The sequence below is a fragment of the Bradyrhizobium sp. CIR48 genome, assembly GCF_014198315.1.
Classification (GTDB): Bacteria; Pseudomonadota; Alphaproteobacteria; order Rhizobiales; family Xanthobacteraceae; genus Bradyrhizobium.
This window is the reverse complement of sequence record NZ_JACIHG010000007.1, coordinates 420,230-442,701: the sequence shown is the minus strand read 5'-3', so window position 1 is coordinate 442,701 and position 22,472 is coordinate 420,230. Positions and strand designations below refer to the sequence as shown.

Annotated in this window: 26 protein-coding genes; 12 read left to right on the top strand and 14 right to left on the bottom strand. The window is 64.6% G+C overall.

Going from position 1 to position 22,472, the window contains the following annotated elements:
* Positions 1 to 5: 5 nt before the first annotated feature.
* Together GGD66_RS23700 and GGD66_RS23695 are read right to left on the bottom strand one after the other, a co-directional pair.
* Complete coding sequence (locus tag GGD66_RS23700; RefSeq protein WP_183259130.1) at positions 6 to 1,364, bottom strand: metallophosphoesterase; 1,359 nt, start codon at positions 1,362 to 1,364, stop codon at positions 6 to 8.
* Between the two features lie 63 nt (positions 1,365 to 1,427).
* Positions 1,428 to 1,970 (bottom strand): hypothetical protein, encoded by a 543-nt coding sequence (locus tag GGD66_RS23695; RefSeq protein WP_092257644.1) that lies wholly within the window; start codon positions 1,968 to 1,970, stop codon positions 1,428 to 1,430.
* Between the two features lie 212 nt (positions 1,971 to 2,182).
* Between GGD66_RS23695 and GGD66_RS23690 the strand changes: the two genes are divergently transcribed.
* The 3 genes from GGD66_RS23690 (at position 2,183) to GGD66_RS23680 (ending at position 4,898) form a co-directional block, all read left to right on the top strand.
* On the top strand, positions 2,183 to 3,508 hold the full coding sequence (locus tag GGD66_RS23690) for an LLM class flavin-dependent oxidoreductase (protein WP_183259156.1): 1,326 nt from the start codon (positions 2,183 to 2,185) through the stop codon (positions 3,506 to 3,508).
* A 208-nt stretch (positions 3,509 to 3,716) separates the two neighbouring features.
* On the top strand, positions 3,717 to 3,884 hold the full coding sequence (gene rpmG / locus GGD66_RS23685; RefSeq protein WP_007603295.1) for a 50S ribosomal protein L33: 168 nt from the start codon (positions 3,717 to 3,719) through the stop codon (positions 3,882 to 3,884).
* Positions 3,885 to 4,346: 462 nt separating this feature from the next.
* Positions 4,347 to 4,898 (top strand): hypothetical protein, encoded by a 552-nt coding sequence (locus GGD66_RS23680; RefSeq protein ID WP_183259129.1) that lies wholly within the window; start codon positions 4,347 to 4,349, stop codon positions 4,896 to 4,898.
* Positions 4,899 to 5,086: 188 nt separating this feature from the next.
* Here the strand turns inward: GGD66_RS23680 and GGD66_RS23675 are convergent, their stop codons facing one another.
* Complete coding sequence (locus tag GGD66_RS23675) at positions 5,087 to 6,325, bottom strand: MFS transporter (RefSeq protein ID WP_183259128.1); 1,239 nt, start codon at positions 6,323 to 6,325, stop codon at positions 5,087 to 5,089.
* A 129-nt stretch (positions 6,326 to 6,454) separates the two neighbouring features.
* Here GGD66_RS23675 and GGD66_RS23670 point away from each other — a divergent pair, with 129 nt between their 5' ends.
* Complete coding sequence (locus GGD66_RS23670) at positions 6,455 to 7,063, top strand: TetR/AcrR family transcriptional regulator (protein WP_183259127.1); 609 nt, start codon at positions 6,455 to 6,457, stop codon at positions 7,061 to 7,063.
* 326 nt (positions 7,064 to 7,389) lie between these two features.
* Here GGD66_RS23670 and GGD66_RS23665 read toward each other — a convergent pair whose 3' ends face one another.
* Positions 7,390 to 8,763, bottom strand: coding sequence for a PleD family two-component system response regulator (locus tag GGD66_RS23665; RefSeq protein WP_183259126.1), 1,374 nt, complete (start codon positions 8,761 to 8,763; stop codon positions 7,390 to 7,392).
* Between the two features lie 14 nt (positions 8,764 to 8,777).
* Complete coding sequence (locus GGD66_RS23660; RefSeq protein WP_183259125.1) at positions 8,778 to 9,143, bottom strand: response regulator; 366 nt, start codon at positions 9,141 to 9,143, stop codon at positions 8,778 to 8,780.
* 241 nt (positions 9,144 to 9,384) lie between these two features.
* On the opposite strand from GGD66_RS23660, the gene GGD66_RS23655 reads away from it, so the two are divergent.
* Positions 9,385 to 9,696 (top strand): DUF3572 domain-containing protein, encoded by a 312-nt coding sequence (locus GGD66_RS23655; protein ID WP_183259124.1) that lies wholly within the window; start codon positions 9,385 to 9,387, stop codon positions 9,694 to 9,696.
* Positions 9,693 to 10,982 carry a DNA polymerase IV gene (locus GGD66_RS23650; protein ID WP_092257653.1) on the top strand — a complete coding sequence of 430 codons (1,290 nt, stop codon included), beginning with the start codon at positions 9,693 to 9,695 and terminating at the stop codon, positions 10,980 to 10,982. The genes GGD66_RS23655 and GGD66_RS23650 overlap by 4 nt, the downstream gene beginning before the upstream one ends.
* A gap of 16 nt (positions 10,983 to 10,998) precedes the next feature.
* Here GGD66_RS23650 and GGD66_RS23645 read toward each other — a convergent pair whose 3' ends face one another.
* Positions 10,999 to 11,154: a hypothetical protein gene (locus GGD66_RS23645; protein ID WP_008548553.1), complete on the bottom strand. Its 156-nt coding sequence runs from the start codon at positions 11,152 to 11,154 to the stop codon at positions 10,999 to 11,001.
* A gap of 192 nt (positions 11,155 to 11,346) precedes the next feature.
* On the opposite strand from GGD66_RS23645, the gene GGD66_RS23640 reads away from it, so the two are divergent.
* Complete coding sequence (locus GGD66_RS23640) at positions 11,347 to 11,748, top strand: ACT domain-containing protein (RefSeq protein WP_183232101.1); 402 nt, start codon at positions 11,347 to 11,349, stop codon at positions 11,746 to 11,748.
* 37 nt (positions 11,749 to 11,785) lie between these two features.
* Here GGD66_RS23640 and GGD66_RS23635 read toward each other — a convergent pair whose 3' ends face one another.
* Both GGD66_RS23635 and GGD66_RS23630 read right to left on the bottom strand, forming a co-directional pair.
* Positions 11,786 to 12,187, bottom strand: coding sequence for a RidA family protein (locus GGD66_RS23635; RefSeq protein ID WP_183259123.1), 402 nt, complete (start codon positions 12,185 to 12,187; stop codon positions 11,786 to 11,788).
* Positions 12,188 to 12,445: 258 nt separating this feature from the next.
* Positions 12,446 to 13,306 (bottom strand): cell envelope integrity EipB family protein, encoded by an 861-nt coding sequence (locus GGD66_RS23630; protein WP_183232099.1) that lies wholly within the window; start codon positions 13,304 to 13,306, stop codon positions 12,446 to 12,448.
* A 247-nt stretch (positions 13,307 to 13,553) separates the two neighbouring features.
* Here GGD66_RS23630 and GGD66_RS23625 point away from each other — a divergent pair, with 247 nt between their 5' ends.
* The 4 genes from GGD66_RS23625 (at position 13,554) to GGD66_RS23610 (ending at position 16,747) form a co-directional block, all read left to right on the top strand.
* On the top strand, positions 13,554 to 14,021 hold the full coding sequence (locus GGD66_RS23625; RefSeq protein ID WP_018321130.1) for a RidA family protein: 468 nt from the start codon (positions 13,554 to 13,556) through the stop codon (positions 14,019 to 14,021).
* A 5-nt stretch (positions 14,022 to 14,026) separates the two neighbouring features.
* Positions 14,027 to 14,773, top strand: coding sequence for a glycerophosphodiester phosphodiesterase (locus GGD66_RS23620; protein ID WP_183232098.1), 747 nt, complete (start codon positions 14,027 to 14,029; stop codon positions 14,771 to 14,773).
* Positions 14,774 to 14,985: 212 nt separating this feature from the next.
* Positions 14,986 to 16,257: a GNAT family N-acetyltransferase gene (locus GGD66_RS23615; RefSeq protein ID WP_183259122.1), complete on the top strand. Its 1,272-nt coding sequence runs from the start codon at positions 14,986 to 14,988 to the stop codon at positions 16,255 to 16,257.
* Positions 16,258 to 16,321: 64 nt separating this feature from the next.
* Positions 16,322 to 16,747, top strand: a complete 426-nt coding sequence (locus GGD66_RS23610) for an HIT domain-containing protein (protein ID WP_092257674.1) — start codon at positions 16,322 to 16,324, stop codon at positions 16,745 to 16,747.
* Between the two features lie 45 nt (positions 16,748 to 16,792).
* Here the strand turns inward: GGD66_RS23610 and tsaA are convergent, their stop codons facing one another.
* The 4 genes from tsaA to GGD66_RS23590 all read right to left on the bottom strand — a co-directional run bounded on the left by tsaA (position 16,793) and on the right by GGD66_RS23590 (position 19,529).
* Positions 16,793 to 17,284 carry a tRNA (N6-threonylcarbamoyladenosine(37)-N6)-methyltransferase TrmO gene (gene tsaA, locus GGD66_RS23605; protein ID WP_018321134.1) on the bottom strand — a complete coding sequence of 164 codons (492 nt, stop codon included), beginning with the start codon at positions 17,282 to 17,284 and terminating at the stop codon, positions 16,793 to 16,795.
* 32 nt (positions 17,285 to 17,316) lie between these two features.
* Positions 17,317 to 17,667 carry an AzlD domain-containing protein gene (locus GGD66_RS23600; RefSeq protein WP_018321135.1) on the bottom strand — a complete coding sequence of 117 codons (351 nt, stop codon included), beginning with the start codon at positions 17,665 to 17,667 and terminating at the stop codon, positions 17,317 to 17,319.
* Positions 17,664 to 18,404, bottom strand: a complete 741-nt coding sequence (locus tag GGD66_RS23595; protein ID WP_018321136.1) for an AzlC family ABC transporter permease — start codon at positions 18,402 to 18,404, stop codon at positions 17,664 to 17,666. Before GGD66_RS23595 ends, GGD66_RS23600 begins: the two co-directional genes overlap by 4 nt.
* Positions 18,405 to 18,563: 159 nt before the next feature.
* Complete coding sequence (locus GGD66_RS23590) at positions 18,564 to 19,529, bottom strand: lytic transglycosylase domain-containing protein (protein ID WP_092257679.1); 966 nt, start codon at positions 19,527 to 19,529, stop codon at positions 18,564 to 18,566.
* 76 nt (positions 19,530 to 19,605) lie between these two features.
* Between GGD66_RS23590 and GGD66_RS23585 the strand changes: the two genes are divergently transcribed.
* The gene (locus GGD66_RS23585) at positions 19,606 to 20,244 is read left to right on the top strand and encodes an HAD family hydrolase (protein WP_092257682.1); all 639 of its coding nucleotides are present in this window, start codon (positions 19,606 to 19,608) and stop codon (positions 20,242 to 20,244) included.
* On the opposite strand, the gene GGD66_RS23580 is transcribed toward GGD66_RS23585, so the two are convergent.
* Together GGD66_RS23580 and GGD66_RS23575 are read right to left on the bottom strand one after the other, a co-directional pair.
* Positions 20,241 to 21,281, bottom strand: coding sequence for a phenylacetaldoxime dehydratase family protein (locus tag GGD66_RS23580; RefSeq protein WP_092257685.1), 1,041 nt, complete (start codon positions 21,279 to 21,281; stop codon positions 20,241 to 20,243). The genes GGD66_RS23585 and GGD66_RS23580 overlap by 4 nt on opposite strands.
* Positions 21,282 to 21,309: 28 nt before the next feature.
* Entirely contained in the window at positions 21,310 to 22,326 is a 1,017-nt protein-coding gene (locus GGD66_RS23575) for a carbon-nitrogen hydrolase family protein (protein ID WP_092257802.1), read from the bottom strand.
* Between the last annotated feature and the right edge of the window lie 146 nt (positions 22,327 to 22,472).

Genomic DNA, 22,472 nt, shown 5'->3' with positions numbered 1-22,472 from the left:
GCGCGTCACGCGATGAGCAAACTCAGGGCATCACCCCTGAAGGCACGGTCTTCGCTGCCGCCCTGTCCGTGGCCGATCGCCCAATGCCGGGGCCACACAAGCTGCTCCAGCCCTCGCGCCGTCGCAGAGGTGAACGACGACCAGCGCGTGGAGTCCTGACGACGGTACAATAGACCGCCGGGGCCCATATCCGGGTAGATCGCGACGTGAATATCGAAACCCTCGCCCGCCGGAACATCAGGTCCAAACCAATAGGTTGGGCTTCGCCCCGGCTCACGACCAACGATGGCTGTCAGAGTTTGCCTTGGTCCCCGAAGCCCGAGCCAGAACGGCGCGATCGAACCAGGCGCGAAGGCCGTGAAAATCGTCTGGGCCGTTGCAACATCGGCCGCAGCGCTTTGCCCCACAAGCCTCAGCTCGATCCGACGCCCGCTCTCCAAACGTCCGCTAAACGGTGCCTCGACATCTCCGTGCCGCAGCACTTTCCACCCGGCGGGATCAGGATCCGGTAGCGGCCATTCCATCCTCTCCCTGACGACGCCGTCGGTATCCAGCACCTGATAACGCAAGCCTTCCTCGTCAAGCGCGGCTTGAATGCAATGCAGATACTCGACGCCTTCCGGCATCCTGTGAGCCGTTCCTGCGCCCGCAGTGCAAATCTGCAGGACACCACGATGTGCCTGGACGTCGAAGGCGAGGATGTGGCTGCACAGATAGGCAAGCACGTTTTCCTTCACCAGAAGGTCCCAGAACGGACGCGCATATTCGTGGCCGATCTCGCGCTGATACGTCCCGGTAAAGCCGTTGACAGGAAACACCGGGTGATGGCCAAGGACGAGCTTGTGTCGGGCATCACCATGTTCTCTGAGCGTGGCTTCCAGCCACGCGAGCTCAACATGGCCCTCACCTCCAAGGCCACTCCAGAGCGTGTTGACGAACACCATCAGGAGGTCGCCGCGCCGCACGAAGTAAGAGAGACCGGCTTGCCCCGGCGGCCCATTGTCCGGCAGGTCCAACACTGCGCGAAACACCGCCTCGCTCATCACGTCATAGGTAGTATGGTTGCCGGTGGTGTGCCAGATCGGAGTGGCCGCACGGTCGAGCCACGCCATTTCCGTTTCCAGCCAGTATCGCCACTGCGCACGCAGAGCGTCCGGGTCCGGCGTGAGTCCGATGATCTCATCGCCCGGAAAGAGAATGAAGTCAGGCTGCGGTGTCAGGCGTTGAACGACTGCGTTGACCGAGGCGAAGGTCTTTTCGTGCAAGGCACCGGGCACGCCCGAGCACGAGTCACCATACAACAGAAACTGGTGGCCCTTGCCGCGCGGCAGAAGCGCGGGAATGGAATTATTCGCAGAGGTCATGGCCTTCCATCGCGGTGTTCGGCCGCGAGGATGGCAATTTCCGGAACGGGTCGCAACTAGGCCTTAGCTCTCGTCAGGCTCGGTGCCGACATAGTCGCGCGCCGGCAGTTTCAGGAGGCGGCCGATCTCGCTCGCCAACTTGTCCGCCTCCTCGCGCCTAGTGAAGCTCACCAGCGTGATCGGCTCGGTGCCCTTGTTGCCGCAGAGATTGACGTCATAGGTCGTCAGCTCGGGATCGTAGTCGTCGGTGATGCTGATGAAGTGATAATCGGCGAGATCGCGCGATGAGCGGATATTCAGCAGGCCGAACTGCCTTGTGATGACGATCTGGCGCAGCGTCTCGTTGAGCACGACGAAATAGCGGAACGTGAGCAGGATGAGGCCGGGAATGCCGACCAGCAATCCGAGCCCCGTAAACACCAGCACCGGCATGAGGTCATCGGCGAGCCTTCCGAAGCCGAAAAAATCCTGCCGCAGCCCGAGCGCGACATTCCACAGCAGATAGCCGCTCGCCGCCAGCAGCGGCAGCGACAGCAGCCGGCCGACCCATGGCATGGGCCGGTCGATGCGAACGATGCCACCGTCCACGGTCATTGCGCGGGCCATTGAAGCGTCTCCTCACGAGGTCACGGCTTAGGTCGGAGCCAGCGGTGGATTGGTTCGATGGCTCCTGCGGGCTTGCCGCGTGCCCCCCGAAATGACGCGATTGTGCTAACCGCGTCGCGAAAAACAAAAGATTCTTCCCGCCTCCCCCGATGGCGGAGTTCCGTCGCATGCCTATGTCTTTCCCCAACGTCACCAAGAACGGACACCGGGCGATGGCACAACGGCAACTCAAGCTTGGCGCGTTCATGCGCCCGATCAGCATCCACACCGGCGCCTGGCGCTATCCCGGGGCCTGGCCGGACGCCAATTTCAACTTCTCGCACATCAAGACGCTGATCCAGAAGCTCGAGGCCGGCAAGTTCGACGCCTTCTTCATGGCCGATCACCTCGCCGTGCTGAACATGCCGGTCAATGCGCTCAAGCGCAGCCACACGGTGACCTCGTTCGAGCCGTTCACGCTGCTGTCGGCGCTCTCGGCGGTCACCGAGCGGATCGGCCTGATCGCGACGGGCTCGACCACGTTTGACGAACCCTATCACGTCGCGCGCCGCTTCGCCTCGCTCGATCATCTCAGCGGCGGCCGCGCCGGCTGGAACATCGTCACGACATCGAACCCGGACGCGGCGCTGAATTTCGGCCTCGACGACCACATGGAGCATGCCGAGCGCTACAAGCGCGCACGTGAGTTCTACGATGTCGTCACGGGCCTATGGGATTCCTTCGCCGACGATGCCTTCGTGCGCGATGTCGAGAGCGGGCTATTTTTCGATCCCGCGAAGATGCACACGCTCGACCACAACGGCAAATATCTGAAGGTGCGCGGCCCCCTCAACATTGCCCGTCCCGTGCAGGGCTGGCCGGTGATCGTGCAGGCCGGCGCCTCCGAAGACGGCAAGCAGCTCGCGGCAGAGACGGCGGAAGCCGTGTTCACCGGCGGCGGCAGCCTCGCCGACGGACAAAAGCTCTATGCCGACATCAAGGGCCGCATGGAGAGGATCGGCCGCGATCCCGAGCATCTGAAGATCCTGCCCGGCGCATTCGTGGTGGTCGGCGACAGCGTCGATGAGGCCAAAGAGAAGCGCACGCTGCTCGACAGCCGCGTGCATTACGACAGCGCCATCGCCTCGCTCTCGGTCATCCTCGGCACCGATGCCTCGGGCTTCGACCCCGACGGCCAACTGCCTGACATCCCCGAGACCAACGCCAGCAAGAGCGGCCGGCAGCGCATGGTCGACCTCGCCAAGCGCGACAAGCTCACCGTGCGCCAGCTCGCCCAGCGCGTCGGCGGCTATGGCGGGCTGTCCTTCGTCGGCACGGCCAAAACCATCGCCGACCAGATGGAGGAATGGCTGGTCGGGCGCGGCTCCGACGGCTTCAACATCATGTTCCCGTTCCTGCCCGCCGGCCTCGACGATTTCGTCGACAAGGTCGTCCCGGAGCTGCAGCGGCGCGGGATTTTCCGGAAAGAGTATGAAGGGCCCACTTTGAGGGAGAATCTGGGCCTGCCGCGGCCGAAAAACCGGTTCTTCGAGGGGTAATCGGGCCGTTTTGGGGGGCTTTTGCCGCTAGAGCCCCGTACGGGGGCTCTAGGTTGTTGTTTTTGACGCGTTTTCTTGACGCGAACCGGTGCCCACTTCGCTTGAAAACGCTTCGAAACCTTGACATCAGGCGGTTTCTGGCTAGGTTGCCGGCCAACGCGGGCCGTTTGGCCGGCTCCAGATTCCCTTCATTTCTGAGGTTCTGAACATGGCCAAAGCGGTCACCATCAAGGTCAAGCTCGTGTCCTCGGCCGACACCGGCTTCTACTACGTCGCCAAGAAGAATTCGCGCACCATGACCGACAAGCTGGTCAAGAAGAAGTACGACCCGGTCGCGCGCAAGCACGTCGAATTCCGCGAAGCCAAGATCAAGTAAGATCGCGGACAAGCTGCTGAGTTTTGCGGGGCCCTCACGGGCCCCGTTTTTCTTTACCTATCCTTCTCCGTTATCCTGAGGCGCGAGCCGTGCGATGCAAAGCATCGCGCGGAGAACCTCGAAGGATGAACGGCCGAGATGCGGCCGGGCTGTTCGCCCTTCGAGGCTCGCCCTGCGGGAAACCGCAGGACGAGCACCTCAGGGTGACGGTCAGAGAGCGCGAGCCGCCGCCACATCGGCGCGCTGCGCTGCAGAGTCGTTCCCAACCGCTTCGCTTCCGCCTTCGTTCTTCGAGCTTCGGTGGACAAGCCGCCCAGCAAGCGCGTTCTCTTGTTGGTTGCCATGGCGATGGCGAATTTATCGCTAAGCGATCCCTCAACCCCCGGTTGCTCAATCCTAAATGTCTGTTACCGTGCACTTACCGGCACGGAGTTTCCGTCCGGATTTGGGAAGGACATGGTCATGAGATTGTCATCGAGCCTTGTCGTGCCTTCAACCATCGCAGCCTTGTCGACTGTCCTGCTGTGCGCCCCGGCAGCGTCGCAAATCCCGACAGGCTCCGCCGCCACGCTTCCCCCCATCACGGTCGATGCGCCGAAACAGGTGGCAAAGCCGCACGTGTCGGAGCGGGGAGCAAACACAACGGCGCCGCGTCGAACTGCGTCAACCACTCGAACGGCAACCGCGCGCACGCCTTCCTATGCACCGGGTTCTGTGATGGGGAGGATAGCCAGCCTGGAGAAAGTCGCCAGCAGCTGCAACGGTGGCTGTGCATCAAGCTTCCGGCACGGCAAGGAGCCGTGGATCGGATGCAGCGAGTCGGGCGGCAATGTGAACTATGGACCCTTCTCGCCAACGTGCCGAGACACCATCACCCATTCATCCTACGAGAATTGCGTCGAGACGAAGGTGTTCCTGGGCGAATTTCGAAACAGAGCCCACTGGTTTTGCAGCAGCCTGCAGGCCGGCAACAGGTTCAAGGTCGCCGATCTCAAGCGCTCAGGACATCGCTAGTCCATACCGCTCGCCGATTGCTGCAAGCGCTTATCCCGATCCGTCATCCTGAGGTGCGAGTGGCGCGATGCAAACGCATCGCGCCGGGAGCCTCGAAGGATGAGCGGTCACAGCCGCGCCGTCGCCCTTCGAGGCTCGCCGAAGGCGAGCACCTCAGGGTGACGGTGAGAGATGCTAATCCCAGAAGCCTACGCCGCCTTCAGCACCGGCGCCGGCGGCTGCGACGGCCTGACAAGCGCGAACGCCACCTGCACGATGCCCCCGGCAAGGCCGAGCGCCACGCCGATGCGCCAGGCCATGGTGTAGGAGCCGAGCGCGTCGTAGAGTACCCCGCCTCCGTAGGCGCCGAGGAAGCTGCCGATCTGGTGGCTCATGAAGGCGAGGCCCTGGATCATCGCCTGCCAGCGCAGGCCGAACATCTCGGCGACCGCGCCCGCGACCAGCGGCCCGACGCCCATCCACAGGAAGCCCATGATGGCGCCGAACAGCAGCGTCGAGAACGGCGTTGCCGGCAGCATGAAGTACCAGGCGAGCGCCAGCGAGCGCAGGATGTAGATCGCCCCCAGCAGCGCCAGCTTGTTCCAGCGCTGGCCGGCCCAGCCGAAGAACAGCGAGCCGAGGACGTTGAAGCCGCCGATCATGCCGAGCGTCTGCGCGCTCAGCATCGGATCGAGGCCGCAGATCGCGAGGTATGACGGCAGATGCGTGGTGAGGAAGACCAGTTGCATGCCGCAGACGAGATAGGCGCAGGTCATCACCACGAAGGAGGCATTGCCGAACGCGGTCCTCGCCGCGGTCGCAGCCGTGGCATCGTCGATCTCGTCGGCAGCCGGCTTCGGCAGCGGGACCTGGTCGACGCGCCCCGCGTACCACGCGGCCGGAATCATCAGCACCGACATGACGACGAAGCCGGCAAGCCCGACGCGCCAGCCAAACCCCTCATTGAGCATCTGTCCGATCGGCGCCGACAGCAGCGCGCCGAGCGAACCCGCGCCGGAGACAATGCCGAGCACAGTCGAGCGCACCGTTTCGGGCACCGCGCGCGCCGCCACCGACATCGCGATAGCGGCCGCAGTGCAGGCCAGCGATGTGCCGATCAGCACGCCCGCGCCGATCATGATACTGACGAGGCCGTTCGCGGTCGCCATCAGAATGAGGCCCACGATGTACATCAGCGCGCCGACGATCATGATCGGGCGGAAGCCGTAGCGCACCGTCATCGCGCCGGCGAGCGGCTGGAGAAAGCCCCAGGCGAGGTTCTGCACCGCCAGCGCCAGCGTGAAATCCGAGATCGAAATGTGGATGTCGTGGGTCAGCGGCTGCATGAAGATGCCGAGGCTCTGCCGCAGCCCCATGCTCAGCGTCAGCATGATCGAGGCGCCGATCAGGATGGGCAATGTCGGACGCAGGACCTGCAGCAGGGGCATTTTCGTCTCCCTCGGGGGCACGGCGCAAATGCCGTCGTCTGAAATATCGGTTGATTTTGGTTACACAGACCTGTGTACTTAGGCTATGTTGCGCCCCAGCTGTCAAGCCAAGAGGATGCGCGTCGCTGCATGGCTCCCCCGCCCGCCCCACAGACGATGAAAGAGCGGATCCTTCAGACCGCCGACAAGCTGTTCTATCTGCAGGGCATTCGCGCCATCGGCGTTGACACCATCGCGGCCGAGATCGGCATCTCCAAGCGTACGCTCTACAACCACTTCCCGTCCAAGGACGCGCTGATCGCGGCATACCTCGAGCGCCGCTTCGTGCACGCATCTCCCTCGGACAAGCCGCCGGCCGAGCAGATTCTCGCAACCTTCGATTCGCTGGAGCGGCGCTTTGCCGCCAAGGACTTTCGCGGCTGCCCGTTCGTGAACGCGGTCGCCGAGCTCGGCCCTCAGGACCGCGCCGTGAAGAAGATCGCGGTCGCCTTCAAGGAAAGCCGCCGCCTCTGGTTTCGCGACCGCCTGAACGAGCTCGGTGTAGCCGAGGCGGACGCGCTCGCAACGCAGCTGGTGCTGCTGGTCGACGGCTCGATCGCGCAAGACCTCGTGCGGGACGATCCGGCAATGGCAAGAGCTGCGAAGGAAGCGGCGAAGGTGCTGTTGCGGAATGCAGGGGTGGATGTGGGGGATGCGGGGAAGCCGGCGGAGAAGCGACGCAAGCCGACGCCACAATAACCCTCGCCGCATCGTTCGGTGTCATCACCCGCGAAAGCGGGTGATCCAGTATTCCAGAGGCAGCTGTGATTGAACCGAGAGGCCGCGGCGTACTGGATTCCCCGCTTTCGCGGGGAATGACAGCGGAGTTTGTGGAGGAAGCGTGGACGCCTGACTACGCGTCAGGCCATTTCGCGACGCTACCAACATCCTCCCTGTTTTGCCCGACGGGTCAAACGGCGCGACGGTCCGCGCAAGCTATCTTTGCCGCGCACGTAACCCGTTGATCCGGCTAGCGCCGGCTACTGTGCATGGGGTTGTTTTCGCGAATTTTGCGCGGGCGGCCCTCACGCCGCCTGCGATACCACGCGGTTGCGCCCGTCGTGCTTGGCCCGATACAGCGCGGTGTCGGCGCGCTTGAGCACGTCGGCGACCGCCTCGCCCTTCTGCTCCAGCGTGGTGAGGCCGATCGAGATCGTGACCTCGATGCGCTTGGCGCCTTTGTGGATCGCGAACGGCTCGCCCGCGATCGAGCGGCGCAGGCGCTCGGCGACCATGCCGGCGACGTGGAGATCGGTCTCCGGCATCACGATGACGAACTCCTCGCCGCCATAGCGGCAGGCCAGGTCAATGCCGCGGATCGACTTGCGCACCCGCACCGCGAATTCGCGCAGCACGTCGTCGCCGGCGTCGTGGCCGTAATTGTCGTTGATGGACTTGAAGAAGTCGATGTCCAGGATCATCAGCGCCAGCGGCTTGCCGCGGGTCGAAGCCTGCTCGGCGAGCGTCGCCAGATGGCTCTCCATGTAGCGGCGATTGTGCAGGCCGGTGAGCGCGTCCGTGATCGCCATCTCGATCGAGTTCTGCACGTTGTCGCGCAGATGATCGGTGTAGCGGCGGCGGCGGATCTGGGTGCGGGCCCGCGCCAGCAGCTCGATCTTGTCGATGGGACGCAGCAGATAGTCGTTGACGCCGATCTCGAGGCCGCGGAGCAGCCGCGTCGAGTTCTCGGGGTCGGCGATCGCCAGGATCGGCACATGGCGCGTGCGCTCCAGCGAGCGCGCCTGGCTGCACAGGCGCAGGCCGTCGAAATTGTTGAGGTCGAGCGAGACGATCAGCAAATCGTAATTGCCCTCGGCGGCGTGGAACAGCGCCTCCGTCGGGTTCGGCTCGACGTCGATGGTGTGCTCGGCGGCGAGGATCGTCGCCAGCCGCTCGTAGGAGGACGGACGGTCGTCGACCAGCAGGATGCGGCCGCCCTTGCCGGTATCGGCCACGGCGCTGCGCTCGGGCGCCTGCATGCCGATCTCGAGCGAGGTGATGGCGCGCATGCGCAGCTCGTCGGTCATCATCTTCAGCCGCGTCAGCGAGCGCACCCGCGCGATCAGCACGACGTCGGAGACGGGTTTGGTCAGGAAGTCGTCGGCGCCCGCTTCCAGCCCCCGGTTACGGTCGGACGGACTGTCGAGCGCCGTCACCATCACGACGGGAATGTGGTGCGTGGCCGGATCGGTCTTGAGGCGGCGGCAAACTTCAAAACCGTCGATGTCGGGCATCATCACGTCGAGCAGGATGATGTCGCATTCAGCGCGATGACAGATCGCCAACGCCTCGGTGCCGTTCGAGGCGGTCATCACATCGAAATATTCGGCGGACAGGCGGGCTTCGAGGAGTTTGACGTTGGCAGGAACGTCATCGACAACCAGGATACGCGCGGACACTGTGAACTCACTTCCTATCCGATAAAACGCCGGACCGTCTCAATGAATTTGCCGACCGAGATCGGCTTGGACAAATAGGCCTCGCAGCCGCCCTCGCGGATGCGCTCTTCGTCGCCCTTCATCGCGAACGCCGTGACCGCGACGACGGGAATGGCGCGCAGCTCCGGATCGTCTTTGATCCAGCGCGTCACCTCGAGGCCGGAGACCTGCGGCAATTGGATATCCATCAGCACGAGGTCGGGCCGCATCTTGCGAACGAGGTCGAGCGCCTCGAAGCCGTTGCTGGTGCCGGAGGTCTGGTAGCCGTGCGCCTCCAACAGGTCGCGGAAGAGCTTCATGTTGAGCTCGTTGTCTTCCACGATCAGGACGGTCTTAGCCATCCCGCCCTCCTGATTGGTCCGCAGACCCATACATGTAACGCCTCAGGCGCCGCTCGCCGGCGCTTCGAAAACTGGATTCAAACTAGCCTCAGATTCGCTTGAGTTTCGTTAAACCCGAGGGTCGACTTTCCGCGATGTGGTTTCCAGTTGCTTGCCTGGGGTCGGAAGACTCAGGGCCGAGACTCGGGCATGATGATTCCAAATTAGAGACCGAAAGTTAACGGAAAGGCAAACCGTCCCCTTGAAAAAGCCTGTTCACAACCCCCGCGAAGTCGCTGAAATCGTTGCGATTCAGGCGCTCTCTTTCGTTGCGAGCGATCCCGAGCGGCTGGGCCTGTTTCTGGCCGAGACAGGGGTCGGTCCGGAGACCCTGCGCAATGCCGCCGCGGACCCCAATTTCCTGCTCAGCGTGCTCGATTTCGTGCTGCGCGATGACGCCACCGTGAAGGCCTTTGCCTCGAACGCGGAACTGCATCCGACCAACGTCGCGGCGGCGCGGCAGGTCCTCGGCGACGCGCTCGGCGACCCCTCCTGGGATCGCGACGTGCCGTGACCGTTCCCGACCCGGCCGGGCCTCGTTGCTTCTGCCGGGATTGTTCGGCCGATCTCGACATGGGCACGCGGCGCTGTTCCGCCTGCGGTTCCCCTCGCCTCGTCCGCCACCGCGCGCTCGCGGGCCTGACCATCGCCCACATCGACTGCGACGCCTTCTATGCGACGGTCGAGAAGCGCGACAATCCTGACATTGCCGACAAGCCGGTCATCATCGGCGGGGGAAAACGCGGCGTGGTGTCGGCCGCCTGCTACATCGCCCGCACCTACGGCGTGCGCTCGGCCATGCCGATGTTCAAGGCGTTGGAGGCCTGCCCGCACGCGACCGTGATCCCGCCGGATATGGCCAAATATGTCCGCGTCGGCCGCGAGGTGCGCCAGGCCATGCAGGCGCTGACGCCGCTGGTCGAGCCGCTCTCGATCGACGAGGCCTTCCTCGATCTCTCCGGCACCGAACGGGTGCACGGCATGATCCCGGCAAAGGTGCTGGCGCGCTTTGCCCGCGACGTCGAGCGCGACATCGGCATCTCCGTCTCGGTCGGCCTGTCCTGCAACAAGTTTTTGGCCAAGATCGCCTCCGACCTCGACAAGCCGCGCGGCTTCGCCGCGCTCGACCAGGAGGAAGCGCGATCGATGCTTGCCGAGAAGCCAGTCGGCTTCATCTTCGGCGTCGGACCTGCGACGCAGGAGCGCCTGGTGCAGCGCGGCTTCCGCATCATCGCCGATCTGCAAAAGGCCGACGAGATCGAGATGATGCGGCAGTTTCCGAGCGATGGCCGCCGGCTGTGGCGGCTCGCGCGCGGCATCGACGACCGCCGCGTCGAGCCTGACCGGGGCGCCAAGACGATATCGAGCGAAACCACCTTCGAGACCGACATCCGCGATTTCGCGACGCTGGAGAAGATCCTGTGGCGGCTGTGCGAGAAGACCTCGTCGCGGCTCAAGAGCAGCGAGCTCGCCGGCTTGACCGTCACGCTGAAGCTGAAGACCGCAGATTTCCGCCAGCGCACCCGCTCGCAATCGATCGCGGCCCCGACCCAGCTCGCCGCAAAGATCTTTGCGATCTGCCGCGAGATGCTGGCCAAGGAGATCGACGGCACCGCCTTCCGCCTGATGGGCGCCGGCGTCAGCGCGCTGCGCGAGGGCTCGCCCGCCGACGACACCGACATGCTCGACCGCCGCGCCGCCCACGCCGAGCGCGCGGTGGACAGCCTGCGCAAGAAATTCGGCAGCGCCGCGGTGATCCGCGGGATCGCGTATGAGGGGCCGGAGAAGGCGCAGGAGTGATCGGGACCTGCTCTGCTCAGTCGCGTTCAAAGATCCGTGCACCCGGATAGGCGCGCCTGGCATACTGGACGACCAGCTGCCGATCCTGCGTTTCCAGGAACGGAGTTCGGATCTGACAAGACCCGACAATGAGGTGCCACAAACCGTTGAGCTTTCGAATGACGACATTCATTGAGCTTCCTCGTAGTGACCCGAGTGGACTCAAATTGTAAGAATCCGCCGCCGTCACTCAATTGTACGAGCGTAAGGTCAGGGCATGAGAAGGATTCGGGGAGATATACGAACGTATGCCTGTCATGGCCTCAACAGCCGCCGGCGCCGATAGCTGCGCAAGGGCTCAAACGATCCTGCAGGAGCTGGCACCATGACGAGCGAGCACAATCTCGGCGCGCTGCTGAGACACATGAGGCCAAAGATGCTGGACGGGACCTTCGTATTTTGCACGATCCCGACCAGCGAGGCCATTCCCGAAGCACTCAAACCGCTGCTGACGTTCCGCGAACAGGAAGGCACGACGCTCGTGATCCCTCGCGAAGAGGCCGAAGCGGCGGGGCTTCGCTACGCGTTCCCCTCACGCCTGATCACCCTGACGGTTCACTCTGCGCTCGATGCGGTCGGCTTCCTGGCTGCGATCACTGCGCGCCTCGCCGACGCCGGCATCAGTGTGAACGCCGTGTCGGCCTTCCATCACGATCATCTGTTTGTGCCCGACGACAGGGCTGAGGAAGCGATGGCTGTTCTGCGAGATTTGTCTGCAACCAAGTAGGATGGGTTTCGCTGCGCTCTACCCATCCTACGCAACCTCAATCCGCGACGGCCACCGCCTCGATCTCGATTAGCCACTCCGGGGCTGCCAGCGCGGAAACGCCAACGAGCGTGGACGCCGGCGGCTCCATGCCTTCGAAGAAGGCCGAGCGAGCCTTGCCGATGATCGGGCGCAGCTCCGGCTTGTAGTTCACGACGAAGGTCGTGATCTTCAGGATGTTGGAATAGCTCGCACCGGCCGCTTTCAGCGCGTGTCCGAGATTCTGCATCACCTGCGTGGTCTGCGCGGCGATATCGCCCTCGCCGACGATCCGCCCCTCCTCATCCACCGACACCTGGCCCGAAATGTAGATGGTGCGCGCGCCGGTGGCGGTGACGACGTGGGAATAAGCGGGATTGTGATGCAGGCCGCTGGGGCGGAGATGATCGAGCTTGGGCATGGGCTGGCTCCCTGAGGTTTTTGGTTAGGAGGGAGCGTAGCGGGAGATCATGACAAGAGCTAGATGCGACGCGCAACACTCGTGCACCGTCATCCTGAGGTGCGCGCCATGCGACGCGAAGCGGCGTATGGGAAGCCTCGAAGGATGCACGGCCCCGCTGATACGGCCGGGCCGTCGCCCTTCGAGGGCCGCTGAAGAAGCGGCCACCTCAGGGTGACGGTGATGGTGTGCGCGGTACGCAGCTGTAGCAACAATCCCTCAATTACAGGGCTTGCTGTCCTTGACGTCGAACTTGCCCATCGCGCCGGAAATGACAAAGTCGTTGTAATCGAGCACGAGCTGGCGCGAGACGCCGTTTTCGTAGAGCTCGAACGCCATCGCATAGACCGGCGTCTGCTCGCCCTCTTTCTGCTGGGCCTCACGGTCGAAATAGCTGACCGTAACGGGCCAGCGCTTGAGCGATTTCATGTGCTCGTCGGAGGTCGACGGATCCGGCGCGGCGGCGCGGTCGGCGGGGATCGGCTGGCCGATCACGGTCAGCGTGTTGTAGACCTTCTGGCCGTCGTCGGAGCCGTCATAGACGGAGAGCTCGAGCAGCGGCTTGCCATCCTTGGCGGCGGCGATGATGCGCTGGATCTGCTCGGTCGGGAACACGATCTTGCCGTCGAGCGTGAAGTTCTTGGGCGCCGGCAGCTTCAGCTTGACATTGATGTGGTCGCCGTCGCGCTCGGCCGAGCCGTCGACGCGGCCGGCATCGGCCTCGTTCATGCGGGTCTCGATCTTGAAGCGGTAGCTTTTCCCCCCGGCATCTTCCCACGAGTTGGAGCGGAGGTCGCTCAGCGTGACCTTACCCTCGCCGCTGTCGAGCTCGGACACCTGGCGGAATTCAGAGGTGTAGCCCTCGCACGAGCTTCCGGTGAAGTTGTAGAGAATTCGGCCCCGCGCGCTGCTCACCGAATTGGAGCGCGATTTCACCAGGCTCAAGTCGTAGAGGGCCTGGTGCGCGAGGAACGGACCATTGGCGGCCTGCGCGGCGTCGCCAAGGCCTAAATCGCCAAGTCCGAAACTGGCCGCCGCGAGCGCCATTACACCGAGCGAAGTCCGGAAAAGGTGCACCATGTCTGTTCCTTGGGGGCGCGTCCTTGGGATGCGCAGATTCGACATTTTAATGACCGTTCCATTGCGTCGCAACTGAGGCCGTTTCACGTAAAGTTGCGGCCCTGCCGTTGAACCTGCGGCCTCGCCTCGGCAAAGGCAGCCTGCTGCGGTTTGCTTGCATGTGGCGGCACGATGGGCGAAACAGGGCGCGGCCGGCCTCCCACGGATGCGCCGGGGCGAATGGAATTTCTGGACAACGAGGTCGAACATGGCGGGCACGGTCGAGCAAAAGCTGGCGGAACAGGGCATCAAGCTGCACGAGGCCCCTACCCCTGTGGCCAATTACGTCCCGTTCGTGCGCACCGGTAATTTGCTGTTCGTCTCCGGCCAGGTCTGCTTCGACCCCGCCGGCAAGCTGATCGCCAAGGGCAAGTTGGGCGCCGGCGTCTCGATCGAAGACGGCGCGGCGGCGGCCCGCGGCTGCGCGGTCAATTTGCTGGCCCAGGTCAAGGCGGCGCTCGGCGACCTCGACAAGGTGGTGCGCGTGGTGCGCCTCGGCGGCTTCATCAACTCGGCCCCCGATTTTCTGGATGGGCCGAAGGTGCTCAACGGCGCCTCCGACCTGATGGTCGCCGCCTTCGGTGACAAGGGCCGCCATGCCCGCACCACCGTCGGCGTCGCCTCTTTGCCGGCAGACGCGGCGGTCGAGGTCGATGGCGTGTTCGAGGTCGCCTGACGCGCATGCGCGCTCCTGATTGGCTGACAGCCCGGCCGGTCGCTCATCGCGGCCTGCATGACATTTCCCGCGGCGTTGTCGAGAACATGCCCGGCGCGGTGCAGGCTGCGATATCGGGCAATTTTTCGATCGAGGTCGATATCCAGCTCTCGGCCGACGGCGAGGCCATGGTGCATCACGACCATGCGCTCGGCCGCCTCACCGAGGCCACCGGCGAGGTCGTGTCGAAGACCGCGGCGGAGCTGAAGGCTGTCAAATTCAAGGACACGGACGAGCGAATGATGTCGCTGTCCGACCTCTGCGCCATGGTCGCCGGCCGGGTCCCGCTGGTGATCGAGGTGAAGAGCCATTTTGGCGGCGACCGCAAGCTGGTGAAGCGGATGGCCGAGGTGCTGGCGTCCTATGACGGCCCCGCCGTCGGCATGTCGTTCGATCCCGACCAGGTGCTGGCACTGCGCAAGCTGTTGCCCTCCCGCCCGCGCGGCATCGTCGCGCAGCGGACCTATGAGGACGACTATTGGGCCAAGCTCACGCAGGAACAGCGCGACAGCATGCTGTATCTGCGCCACGGCTTTCAGACCCAGCCCCACTTCGTTGCCTTCAGGGTCGACGACCTCCCGGCCCCCGCTCCCTGGATCGCCCGCAACGTCTTCGGCTGCGCCCTGCTCGGCTGGACCGTCCGCACCCCGGAGCAGCGGACACGGGTCGGGCAACATGCCGATCAGATGATCTTTGAGGGGTTCGTGCCGTAGGAATGGTCTCGTGTCCCGGACAAGCTGCAACGCTTTGGCGTTGCGGCGCAGAGCCGGGACCCAGAAGGCGGCACGCTACGCGGTGAGATGGGCCCGGCTCTGCAGCGCGGACGATGCCTCGCATCGCCGGAGCGCTACGCTGCGTCCGGGGCACGAGAGCTGCGCTCCCGCCCCCTTGAAGTCGCTGCTGCAATGCACGATCTTGGGCAACAATGGCATCATCCGAAATCACGCTCGAGGCCGTACCTTCGATTGGTGAGGTATCCCCGGAGGACTGGGACGCCTGTGCCAATCCCGGCAAGGCTCTTAACGAAAAGGCTCTTAACGAAAAGGCCTGCAACGGGCTTGGCGCGGGAACCTCATCTGGACTTCCAGGCGACTCCCTCGGCCTTTTAAAACCCGCCTATAACCCTTTCGTCTCGCACGCCTTTCTGTCCGCCGTCGAGAAATCCGGTTCGGCGACAATCCGCACCGGCTGGGGACCGCGGCATCTCGTGGCCAAGGTCGACGGCCGCGTCGCCGGTGTCGTGCCCTGCTATCTGAAATCGCATTCGCAAGGCGAGTACGTGTTCGACCGCGGCTGGGCGGACGCCTATGAGCGCGCCGGCGGGCGCTACTATCCGAAGCTGCAGGTCTCGGTTCCCTTCACGCCGGCCACAGGCCCGCGCCTGCTGGTCCGTGACGGCGTCGATCACGAGCGCATCATGGACGCACTGGCGAGCGGGCTGGTGGCGCTCTGCGGCGTCAGCAAGGCCTCCTCCGTCCACGTCACCTTCGCACAGGAGGCCGAGTGGAAGCTGCTCGCCGAGCATGGATTCCTGCAGCGCACGGACCAGCAGTTCCACTGGCACAATGAGGGCTTTACTGGCTTCGACGACTTCCTGGCGACGCTGAACTCGCGCCACCGCAAGTCGATCAAGCGCGAGCGGCGCGACGCGCTTCCCGCCGGGATCACGATCCACTGGCTCACCGGCAAGGACATCACCGAGGACGCCTGGGATGCGTTCTTCATGTTCTACATGGAGACCGGGTCGCGCAAATGGGGCCGTCCCTATCTGACGCGCGAGTTCTTCTCGCTGATCGGCGAGACCATGAGCGAGGACGTGCTGCTGGTGATGGTCCGCCGCAACGATCGCTGGATCGCGGGCGCGATCAACTTCATCGGCTCGGACACGCTGTTCGGCCGCAACTGGGGCGCGGTCGAGCATCATCCGTTCCTGCATTTCGAGGTCTGCTATTACCAGGCGATCGATTTCGCGATCAAACGCGGCCTCACCCATGTCGAGGCCGGCGCGCAAGGCGAGCACAAGATCGCGCGCGGCTACCTGCCGCGCACCACCCATTCCGCGCACTTCATCGCCGATCCCGGCCTGCGCCGCGCGATCGATGATTACCTCAAGCGCGAGCGCGCGTACGTCGCAGAGGCCGGACGGGAGCTTGCCGGTCTCGGCCCGTTCCGGAAAGGCGCCGACGAGGCGCCTTGACGATTTGCCGCGGCTGGTGACAGTAAGCGCAAAATTCCAAGCGCAAAGTTCTTGGGGAGCCGCCATGACCGCCTACGACACCAACAATATCTTCGCCAAGATCCTGCGCGGCGAGCTGCCCTGCTCCAAGGTCTATGAGGACGAGCACGTCTTCGCGTTCCTCGACATCATGCCGCGCGTGCCTGGCCACACGCTGGTGATCCCGAAGGCCCCCGCCCGCAACATCCTCGACATCAAGCCTGACGATTACGCCCACGTCGCCCGCGGCGCGCACAAAATCGCGGCGGCTGCAATGAAGGCGTTCAAGGCCGACGGCATCACCATCCAGCAGTTCAACGAGCCCGCCGGCGGACAAGTGGTGTTTCACCTGCACATGCACGTGATGCCGCGCCACGACGGCGTGGCGATGCTGCCGCCCGCCAGCCGCAAGGAAGACGCCAAGGTATTGGAAGAGCACGCGGCGAAGCTGATCGCGGCGTTGAAGAGCTGATTGTCATTCCGGGCTCGCGCCTTCGCCACGCCCCGGAATGACAGATTACTCCGTCTCGAAATCCCCCGGCTGCGGCGCCGCCAATGGCGTGAACTCGCAGCGGTCGGGCTTGATGTCGATCAGCGGCGTGTTGTCGATGCAATCGAGACCGCGCACCAGGATCGCATTGCCCTCGATGCCGACCAGCTTCACGATCGACGTGCCGATCGGATTGGGCCGCACCGGCGAGCGCAGCGAGAACGTGCCGCGGGTCTTTTCGTTGTTCTTCGGGCTCTGCAGGATGATGTCGCGGCGCGACTGGTCGAGCCAGTAGAGCACTTCGAGATTGCTGTAGAAATCGACCCCCTTGATGGCCGGCACGAACGGCTCGAAGATCTCGAGCCGGCAGATCGGACCATCCTGACGCCCCTGCCGCGGCGTCTCCAGCCGCGAGGTCCAGGGCGTACGAATACGCCCGATGAAGACGAGACCGGCATCTTGCGTCGGTGGCAGCTCGATGGCGACCTCGCCCTCGCGGAGCTCCTGTTCGCGAACCATATTTCCTGTTCCTTGACTGTTCGCCGGCGGTTTTAGCCCAACCACCACTTGCCGGCCAGCATGAAGACTTCACCGGTCACCACGCCCGCAAAGATCGAGCGGCGGGTCAGCAGGAAGACGACGAGGCCAGCGCCAACCGCGCCATAGCGTAGGGTATCGGGCACGCTCGCCAGCGCCCCCGGCGGCTCGACCACGATCTGGGCGATGACGCCGGCCAGAATCGCGGTGGCGACCGCCCGCACCCAGACCAGCAGTTCGGAGCCTTCGTCGATGCCGCCGCCGAACCACAGTCCCAGCATGCGCCATATCTGGTTGGGAATGACGCCGGCGACGAACAGCACCGCCAGCGCGTGCCAGTCGCCGATCGCTTGCGCAAAGCTCATGCGCGCACCTCGCGCCACCAATGCACGCCATAGGCGATCGTGCCGGCCACCACCCCGCTGATCAGGATATCGACGCCGGAGCTCATCTTCGCGGCGAGCGGATACAGCAAGATGCCCAGCACGAGCGCGACGACATCGGCCACTTCGCGGCTGTTGCGCGCAGTCGAGAACAGGAAGGACAGCGGCGTCAGCAGCAGGATCGCCGCGCCAAGAGTCTGCGTTAGATTAGCGGCGAGGAAATAGCCGACCGTGTTGGCGACGAGGCACACCGAGACGAGGCCACAGCCGAGCCCGTGAACGAAGGCGATGCGCCGCTCACGCGGCACAAGCGGCAGGAAGCGGTGGCATTCGACCCACAACGTCACCGCGGTGAGATGCGCGGCAAAGACCAGCTCGCGCCGTTTGGTCGTCGGCGTGCGCATCAGCGGCAAGACCGAGACCACCATCGGAAACAGCCTGATAGCGCTGACGGTCACCGCGATCGCGGACTGGATGATGGTGGCGCCGGAGCCCAGTGTGGTGATCAGGATGATCTGCGCCGGCCCCGCCCAGACGAACAGCGTCGAGGCGAGCGCCCAGACCAGGCTGAAATGGGTGTCATGGGCCAGCGCACCGATGCCGAGATAGGTCACGAACAGCACGATGGTGAGGATCGTCTGCGTGATCGAGCGCAGCCCCCAGCCGAAAGCAAGCCAGGGACTATTCCATTGCGGTGAATCGAGCGGAGGGAGCGCCACGGAAGTCTTGGCCGGGTGAGGAATCGTGCTTGCATAACGGGCGATGCGGCGGCTCGCGTCAAGGAAACAGGCGGCGGGGCTGGCATGCGCGACACACCCACCGCACCGCTGTCATTCCGGGCTCGTGCCCAAGAAGGCACCCCGGAATGACGATTGGAGCTACCCGCTCACGCCCTTGTTCTTCAGCACGAAGCACGCCCCGCCGGCCTTCCGGATCCGGTTACAGAGATCATCCGCCTCGCTGCGCGTGTCGGCACCGATGCGCACCTGGTAGAACGCGCGGGTGCCGCGGCTGCGCATCACCGAGCTCAAAAGGCTCGGATCGTGGTCGCCGATTGCGGTGCCGAGCCGCGTGACGGCGCGGGAATACATCGCCAGCGCCCTGTTGCGGTCGAAACCGGCGGCGAGCTGCACGCCCCAGGCTTTTGCGGCCGCCAGCTCGACATGCTGCTCGAGCTCGGCGACGAAAGCATTCGGCGCGCGCTTGAGCAGCGCCATCAGGTCGCGACAGCTGGTCGGCGGCGCGCTCGGCGGGCCCTTGCCGGTCGCACCCGCCTTGGCCCAGGCATCGACGCTCGTCCCAGTGATCGCGTAGACGTAGTTGCGGGTCTGCTCCGGCATGCCGCCGGTGCCGGCGAGCCATTCCTGCACGCGCCGCGGACCTGCGTTGTAGGCAGCGGCCGCAAGGCCGAGATTGCCGAACTGGTTGCGCAGCTCATTCAGAAACTCTGCCGACTTCGGCAATGCCTGCACCGGATTGAACGGATTAAGCAGACCGCGCTCGCTCGCGGTGCCTGGCATGAACTGCGCGATCCCCTGTGCGTGCTCGCCGCTGCGTGTCGTCGGGCCTACCGCGTCGGCCTGGAAGCGGCTTTCCTGCCAGATCACCCGGGCGAAGAATTCCAGCGGGAGATTGGCATCGCGTGCGGCGGCCTCGATGATCAGGCAGATCGACTCCCGCGTGTCGCTCTCGCGCGCCGAATCGGGCGATGGCGACGGTTTTGCGGGGGCTTCGGGGCCGAGCTGCGTGGGAGGAACCGGTGCGTCCTCGGCCAGCGCCGGCGTGCAGACGAACGCTGCCACGAGCAACTGCCAGATCAGCTTCTGGACCCCACCAAGCTGCATTTCGCTCCAAGCCCTTGAACTCGGGCCCCAAGGCAACTAGCAACGGCCGGAACAATCAACGCTGAGCTCGGCCAAAATGCGGACAATCTATTTTGATCTCGACGGCACACTCACCGATCCAAAGCCCGGGATCACCGGTTCGATCCAGTATGCCCTGAAAAAACTCGACCAGCCGGTCCCGAGCCAGGACGAGCTGACCTGGTGCATTGGGCCGCCGCTGCATGCCAGCCTAAAGAGGCTCGTCGGAACCGACGAACTTGCTGACCGGGCGCTGCTACTCTACCGCGAGCGGTTTTCCGAGGTCGGCCTGTTCGAGAATGCGCTCTACCAGGGCATCCACGACACGCTCGCCGCGGTGGCCGCCACGACGCCGCGGATGTTCGTCGCAACCAGCAAGCCCGCGGTCTACGCCACCCGCATCGTCGATCATTTCGGCCTGAAGCCGTACTTCGAGCGTGTGTTCGGCTCCGAGCTCGACGGCACCCGCGTCGACAAGCGCGATCTGCTGCGCTACGCGCTCGACGAGACCAAGGTCGACGCGAGCAGCGCCATCATGATCGGCGACCGCAGCCACGATGTGATCGGCGCCCGCACCAACGGCATGACCGCGATCGGCGTGCTCTATGGCTATGGCAGCGAGACCGAGCTCAGGGACGCCGGCGCGCATCACATCTGCGCCGCACATCCCGAGCTGCTCGGCCACTGCGTCGTCTAAGCGACGACCGTCTCGATCGCCGCCAGCATCCCGGTCTTCGGGTGACAGTCCAGATATTCGAAGAACTGCTCGTCGGCGGCCGCCACCGTGACCTCGTGATAGAGCCGCAGCTTGGCTGACGGCCCGAGCGTCGACAGATATTTCATCGCCGCGCCAAAAATCCTGACATGGGTCGGATGCGACTCCGCCCAGCGTTCGAGCGCCGCCAGGCTCTTCCACCAGCTCTGGCCGTAGGACTTTTCGCTCACGCGGCCGTCGGCCTGGAGCACCTGCATGTAGCGGTTGGCATAGCAGCCGATCGCAAGACCGTCGTCGCGCAGGAAATCCATGCCTTCGCGCAGCACCGGCTCGACATCGTCGAGATAGAGCTTTCGCTCGGATGCCTCGGTATCGCTCCAATCCTGTCCGGATCTGATCAGGCAGAGATTGTCGTGCGCCCTCACGCGTAGCCGCGCGCCGTCCCGGATCAGCTCCGGCGCGCCGCCGGGCGTCATCGCGTCGGTTTGCGACAGCGGGATACGGTCGCGCATGCCGCCCCAATAAGCGTGCTCCTGCACCTCGCCGCTCATGCCGCCAGCGATGGCCGCGACACCCTCGGTCCGGTCGGGCGAAGAGAACAGCGTCTCGTGTCGCGCCACAATGGGACGCAGCACCTCGATGAAGGTGCCGACACCCTCGCGCCGCCTCCCGGTCCATGCCGCGCGTGCCGGTTCGAACCAGGCGTCGAAGCGCGCAACGTCGTCCCAATAGGCGACCGAGACGAAGGTCTCGTGCCCGGCCTGGTCGACATAGCGCGCGCGATCCCAATGGGAGGGTCCGCCTTGCGCAGCGAACCGCCCCGCGATTTCGGCAAGCGCCTCCGTTGCGGCCGCCGGCGCCGCGCCGCGATACTGCACGCCGAAATAAGCCATCACGACGCGGCTCACGGTCGGCTTGTAGCGCGCCACGAAGGACGGATATGGCGGCTGGTAATCATCAGGCACGCGCTTGTGGCGCGTGCGCTGGGTCTCGAGATGCTGAGGAATTGCGGATTCCATGATCGTACCCTCCTCTCGATCTCGGTGATCAGCTCGCTGCCGCAGCAATGTCCGTGGGCTCGACGGTGTCCACCGGCAACGCAAATTGCTCGACGCGTTGGTACCGCCTCTTGTTCAGGAGCAGCCGCGTCACGTCGGGCCGCGAATAATGCCCGGCCGGATCTGCCGCGTTCTTGGCAACGCCGATGGCGCCGAGGTCGATCTCGGCGATCAATAGCCCCTCCTGATCCGGCGCCAGCTTGTCGCCGATCTGGCTGCCGTCGGGACCGTAGATCGCGGCAAAGCCGCCGCCGGCATGCAGCAGCGCATGCTTGTCCGGCCGATCGCAGAGCTCGTCGATCATGGCCTGCGAGACCGTCGCGCAAGGCGCCAGCACGAAGCAGGAGCCCTCCACCGCATAGACGCGCGAGGCGGCGTTGTTGACCTCGGCCCCGAGCGCCGGCGCAAAGGGATCGTAGAGCGAGAAGCTCGGCCAGGCCGCGACGTGCACCTGCTCGTTTTGGGCGTACATCGCGTATTTGGACAGCGGCTGCAGATGCTCCCAGCAGCACAGCGCGCCGAGACGGCCGATGTCGGCCCTCGCGTGGACTGCGAGATCGCTGCCGTCGCCCTCGCCATAGACGGTGCGCTCGGCATGGGTCGGCCGCAGCTTGCGGCGCTTGGCGATGGTCTCGCCGTCGGGCCCGATTAGCCATTGCGCGAGATAAAGGCTGCCGCCGTCGCGTTCGGACAGGCCGATCACGGCGGTGAGCTTGGCCTTGCGTACGGCATCGCGCAACCGCTCGGCCTGCGGGCTGTCATAGGACAGCGAGTTGTCGAAATAGCGCTGCACGAAGCCGCGGCCGATTGCCCAGGCCGGCGAGTCCATCCAGATATGCCAGGGGTAACCGGGGATGAAGGCCTCGGGAAAAGCGATCAGCCTGGCGCCCTTCTCGGCGGCGTCCCGGATCAGCGCGATCGACTTGTCGATGGAGGCGTCGAGATCGAGCCAGGCCGGCGCCGCCTGCACCACCGCCACCTTGTATTTCGGATGTTCGATGCCCATTGCCGCCTCCATTGCCGGTTGATCGGAAGCCATCTCCGATGCAGTCTATTGGGCCAAAGCGGGCAACCGGCCGCTCGACCGCGGCGGAACAAAAACTCGACCGGCCAGGATTTCGGCCCGGTACGGGTTTTGCCTCGGATCGGGCT

What these genes read in the sequence shown, in the direction of transcription:
- GGD66_RS23585 (WP_092257682.1), top strand. Translation starts at nt 19,606, where the DNA reads ATGCGGACAATCTATTTTGATCTCGACGGCACACTCACCGATCCAAAG.
- GGD66_RS23680 (WP_183259129.1), top strand. Translation starts at nt 4,347, where the DNA reads ATGAGATTGTCATCGAGCCTTGTCGTGCCTTCAACCATCGCAGCCTTG.
- GGD66_RS23670 (WP_183259127.1), top strand. Translation starts at nt 6,455, where the DNA reads ATGGCTCCCCCGCCCGCCCCACAGACGATGAAAGAGCGGATCCTTCAG.
- GGD66_RS23645 (WP_008548553.1), bottom strand. Translation starts at nt 11,154, where the DNA reads ATGAATGTCGTCATTCGAAAGCTCAACGGTTTGTGGCACCTCATTGTC.
- GGD66_RS23610 (WP_092257674.1), top strand. Translation starts at nt 16,322, where the DNA reads ATGACCGCCTACGACACCAACAATATCTTCGCCAAGATCCTGCGCGGC.
- GGD66_RS23695 (WP_092257644.1), bottom strand. Translation starts at nt 1,970, where the DNA reads ATGGCCCGCGCAATGACCGTGGACGGTGGCATCGTTCGCATCGACCGG.
- GGD66_RS23700 (WP_183259130.1), bottom strand. Translation starts at nt 1,364, where the DNA reads ATGACCTCTGCGAATAATTCCATTCCCGCGCTTCTGCCGCGCGGCAAG.
- GGD66_RS23580 (WP_092257685.1), bottom strand. Translation starts at nt 21,281, where the DNA reads ATGGAATCCGCAATTCCTCAGCATCTCGAGACCCAGCGCACGCGCCAC.
- GGD66_RS23690 (WP_183259156.1), top strand. Translation starts at nt 2,183, where the DNA reads ATGGCACAACGGCAACTCAAGCTTGGCGCGTTCATGCGCCCGATCAGC.
- GGD66_RS23575 (WP_092257802.1), bottom strand. Translation starts at nt 22,326, where the DNA reads ATGGGCATCGAACATCCGAAATACAAGGTGGCGGTGGTGCAGGCGGCG.
- GGD66_RS23620 (WP_183232098.1), top strand. Translation starts at nt 14,027, where the DNA reads ATGCGCGCTCCTGATTGGCTGACAGCCCGGCCGGTCGCTCATCGCGGC.
- rpmG (WP_007603295.1), top strand. Translation starts at nt 3,717, where the DNA reads ATGGCCAAAGCGGTCACCATCAAGGTCAAGCTCGTGTCCTCGGCCGAC.
- GGD66_RS23635 (WP_183259123.1), bottom strand. Translation starts at nt 12,187, where the DNA reads ATGCCCAAGCTCGATCATCTCCGCCCCAGCGGCCTGCATCACAATCCC.
- GGD66_RS23625 (WP_018321130.1), top strand. Translation starts at nt 13,554, where the DNA reads ATGGCGGGCACGGTCGAGCAAAAGCTGGCGGAACAGGGCATCAAGCTG.
- GGD66_RS23630 (WP_183232099.1), bottom strand. Translation starts at nt 13,306, where the DNA reads ATGGTGCACCTTTTCCGGACTTCGCTCGGTGTAATGGCGCTCGCGGCG.
- tsaA (WP_018321134.1), bottom strand. Translation starts at nt 17,284, where the DNA reads ATGGTTCGCGAACAGGAGCTCCGCGAGGGCGAGGTCGCCATCGAGCTG.
- GGD66_RS23660 (WP_183259125.1), bottom strand. Translation starts at nt 9,143, where the DNA reads ATGGCTAAGACCGTCCTGATCGTGGAAGACAACGAGCTCAACATGAAG.
- GGD66_RS23640 (WP_183232101.1), top strand. Translation starts at nt 11,347, where the DNA reads ATGACGAGCGAGCACAATCTCGGCGCGCTGCTGAGACACATGAGGCCA.
- GGD66_RS23590 (WP_092257679.1), bottom strand. Translation starts at nt 19,529, where the DNA reads ATGCAGCTTGGTGGGGTCCAGAAGCTGATCTGGCAGTTGCTCGTGGCA.
- GGD66_RS23615 (WP_183259122.1), top strand. Translation starts at nt 14,986, where the DNA reads ATGGCATCATCCGAAATCACGCTCGAGGCCGTACCTTCGATTGGTGAG.
- GGD66_RS23600 (WP_018321135.1), bottom strand. Translation starts at nt 17,667, where the DNA reads ATGAGCTTTGCGCAAGCGATCGGCGACTGGCACGCGCTGGCGGTGCTG.
- GGD66_RS23675 (WP_183259128.1), bottom strand. Translation starts at nt 6,325, where the DNA reads ATGCCCCTGCTGCAGGTCCTGCGTCCGACATTGCCCATCCTGATCGGC.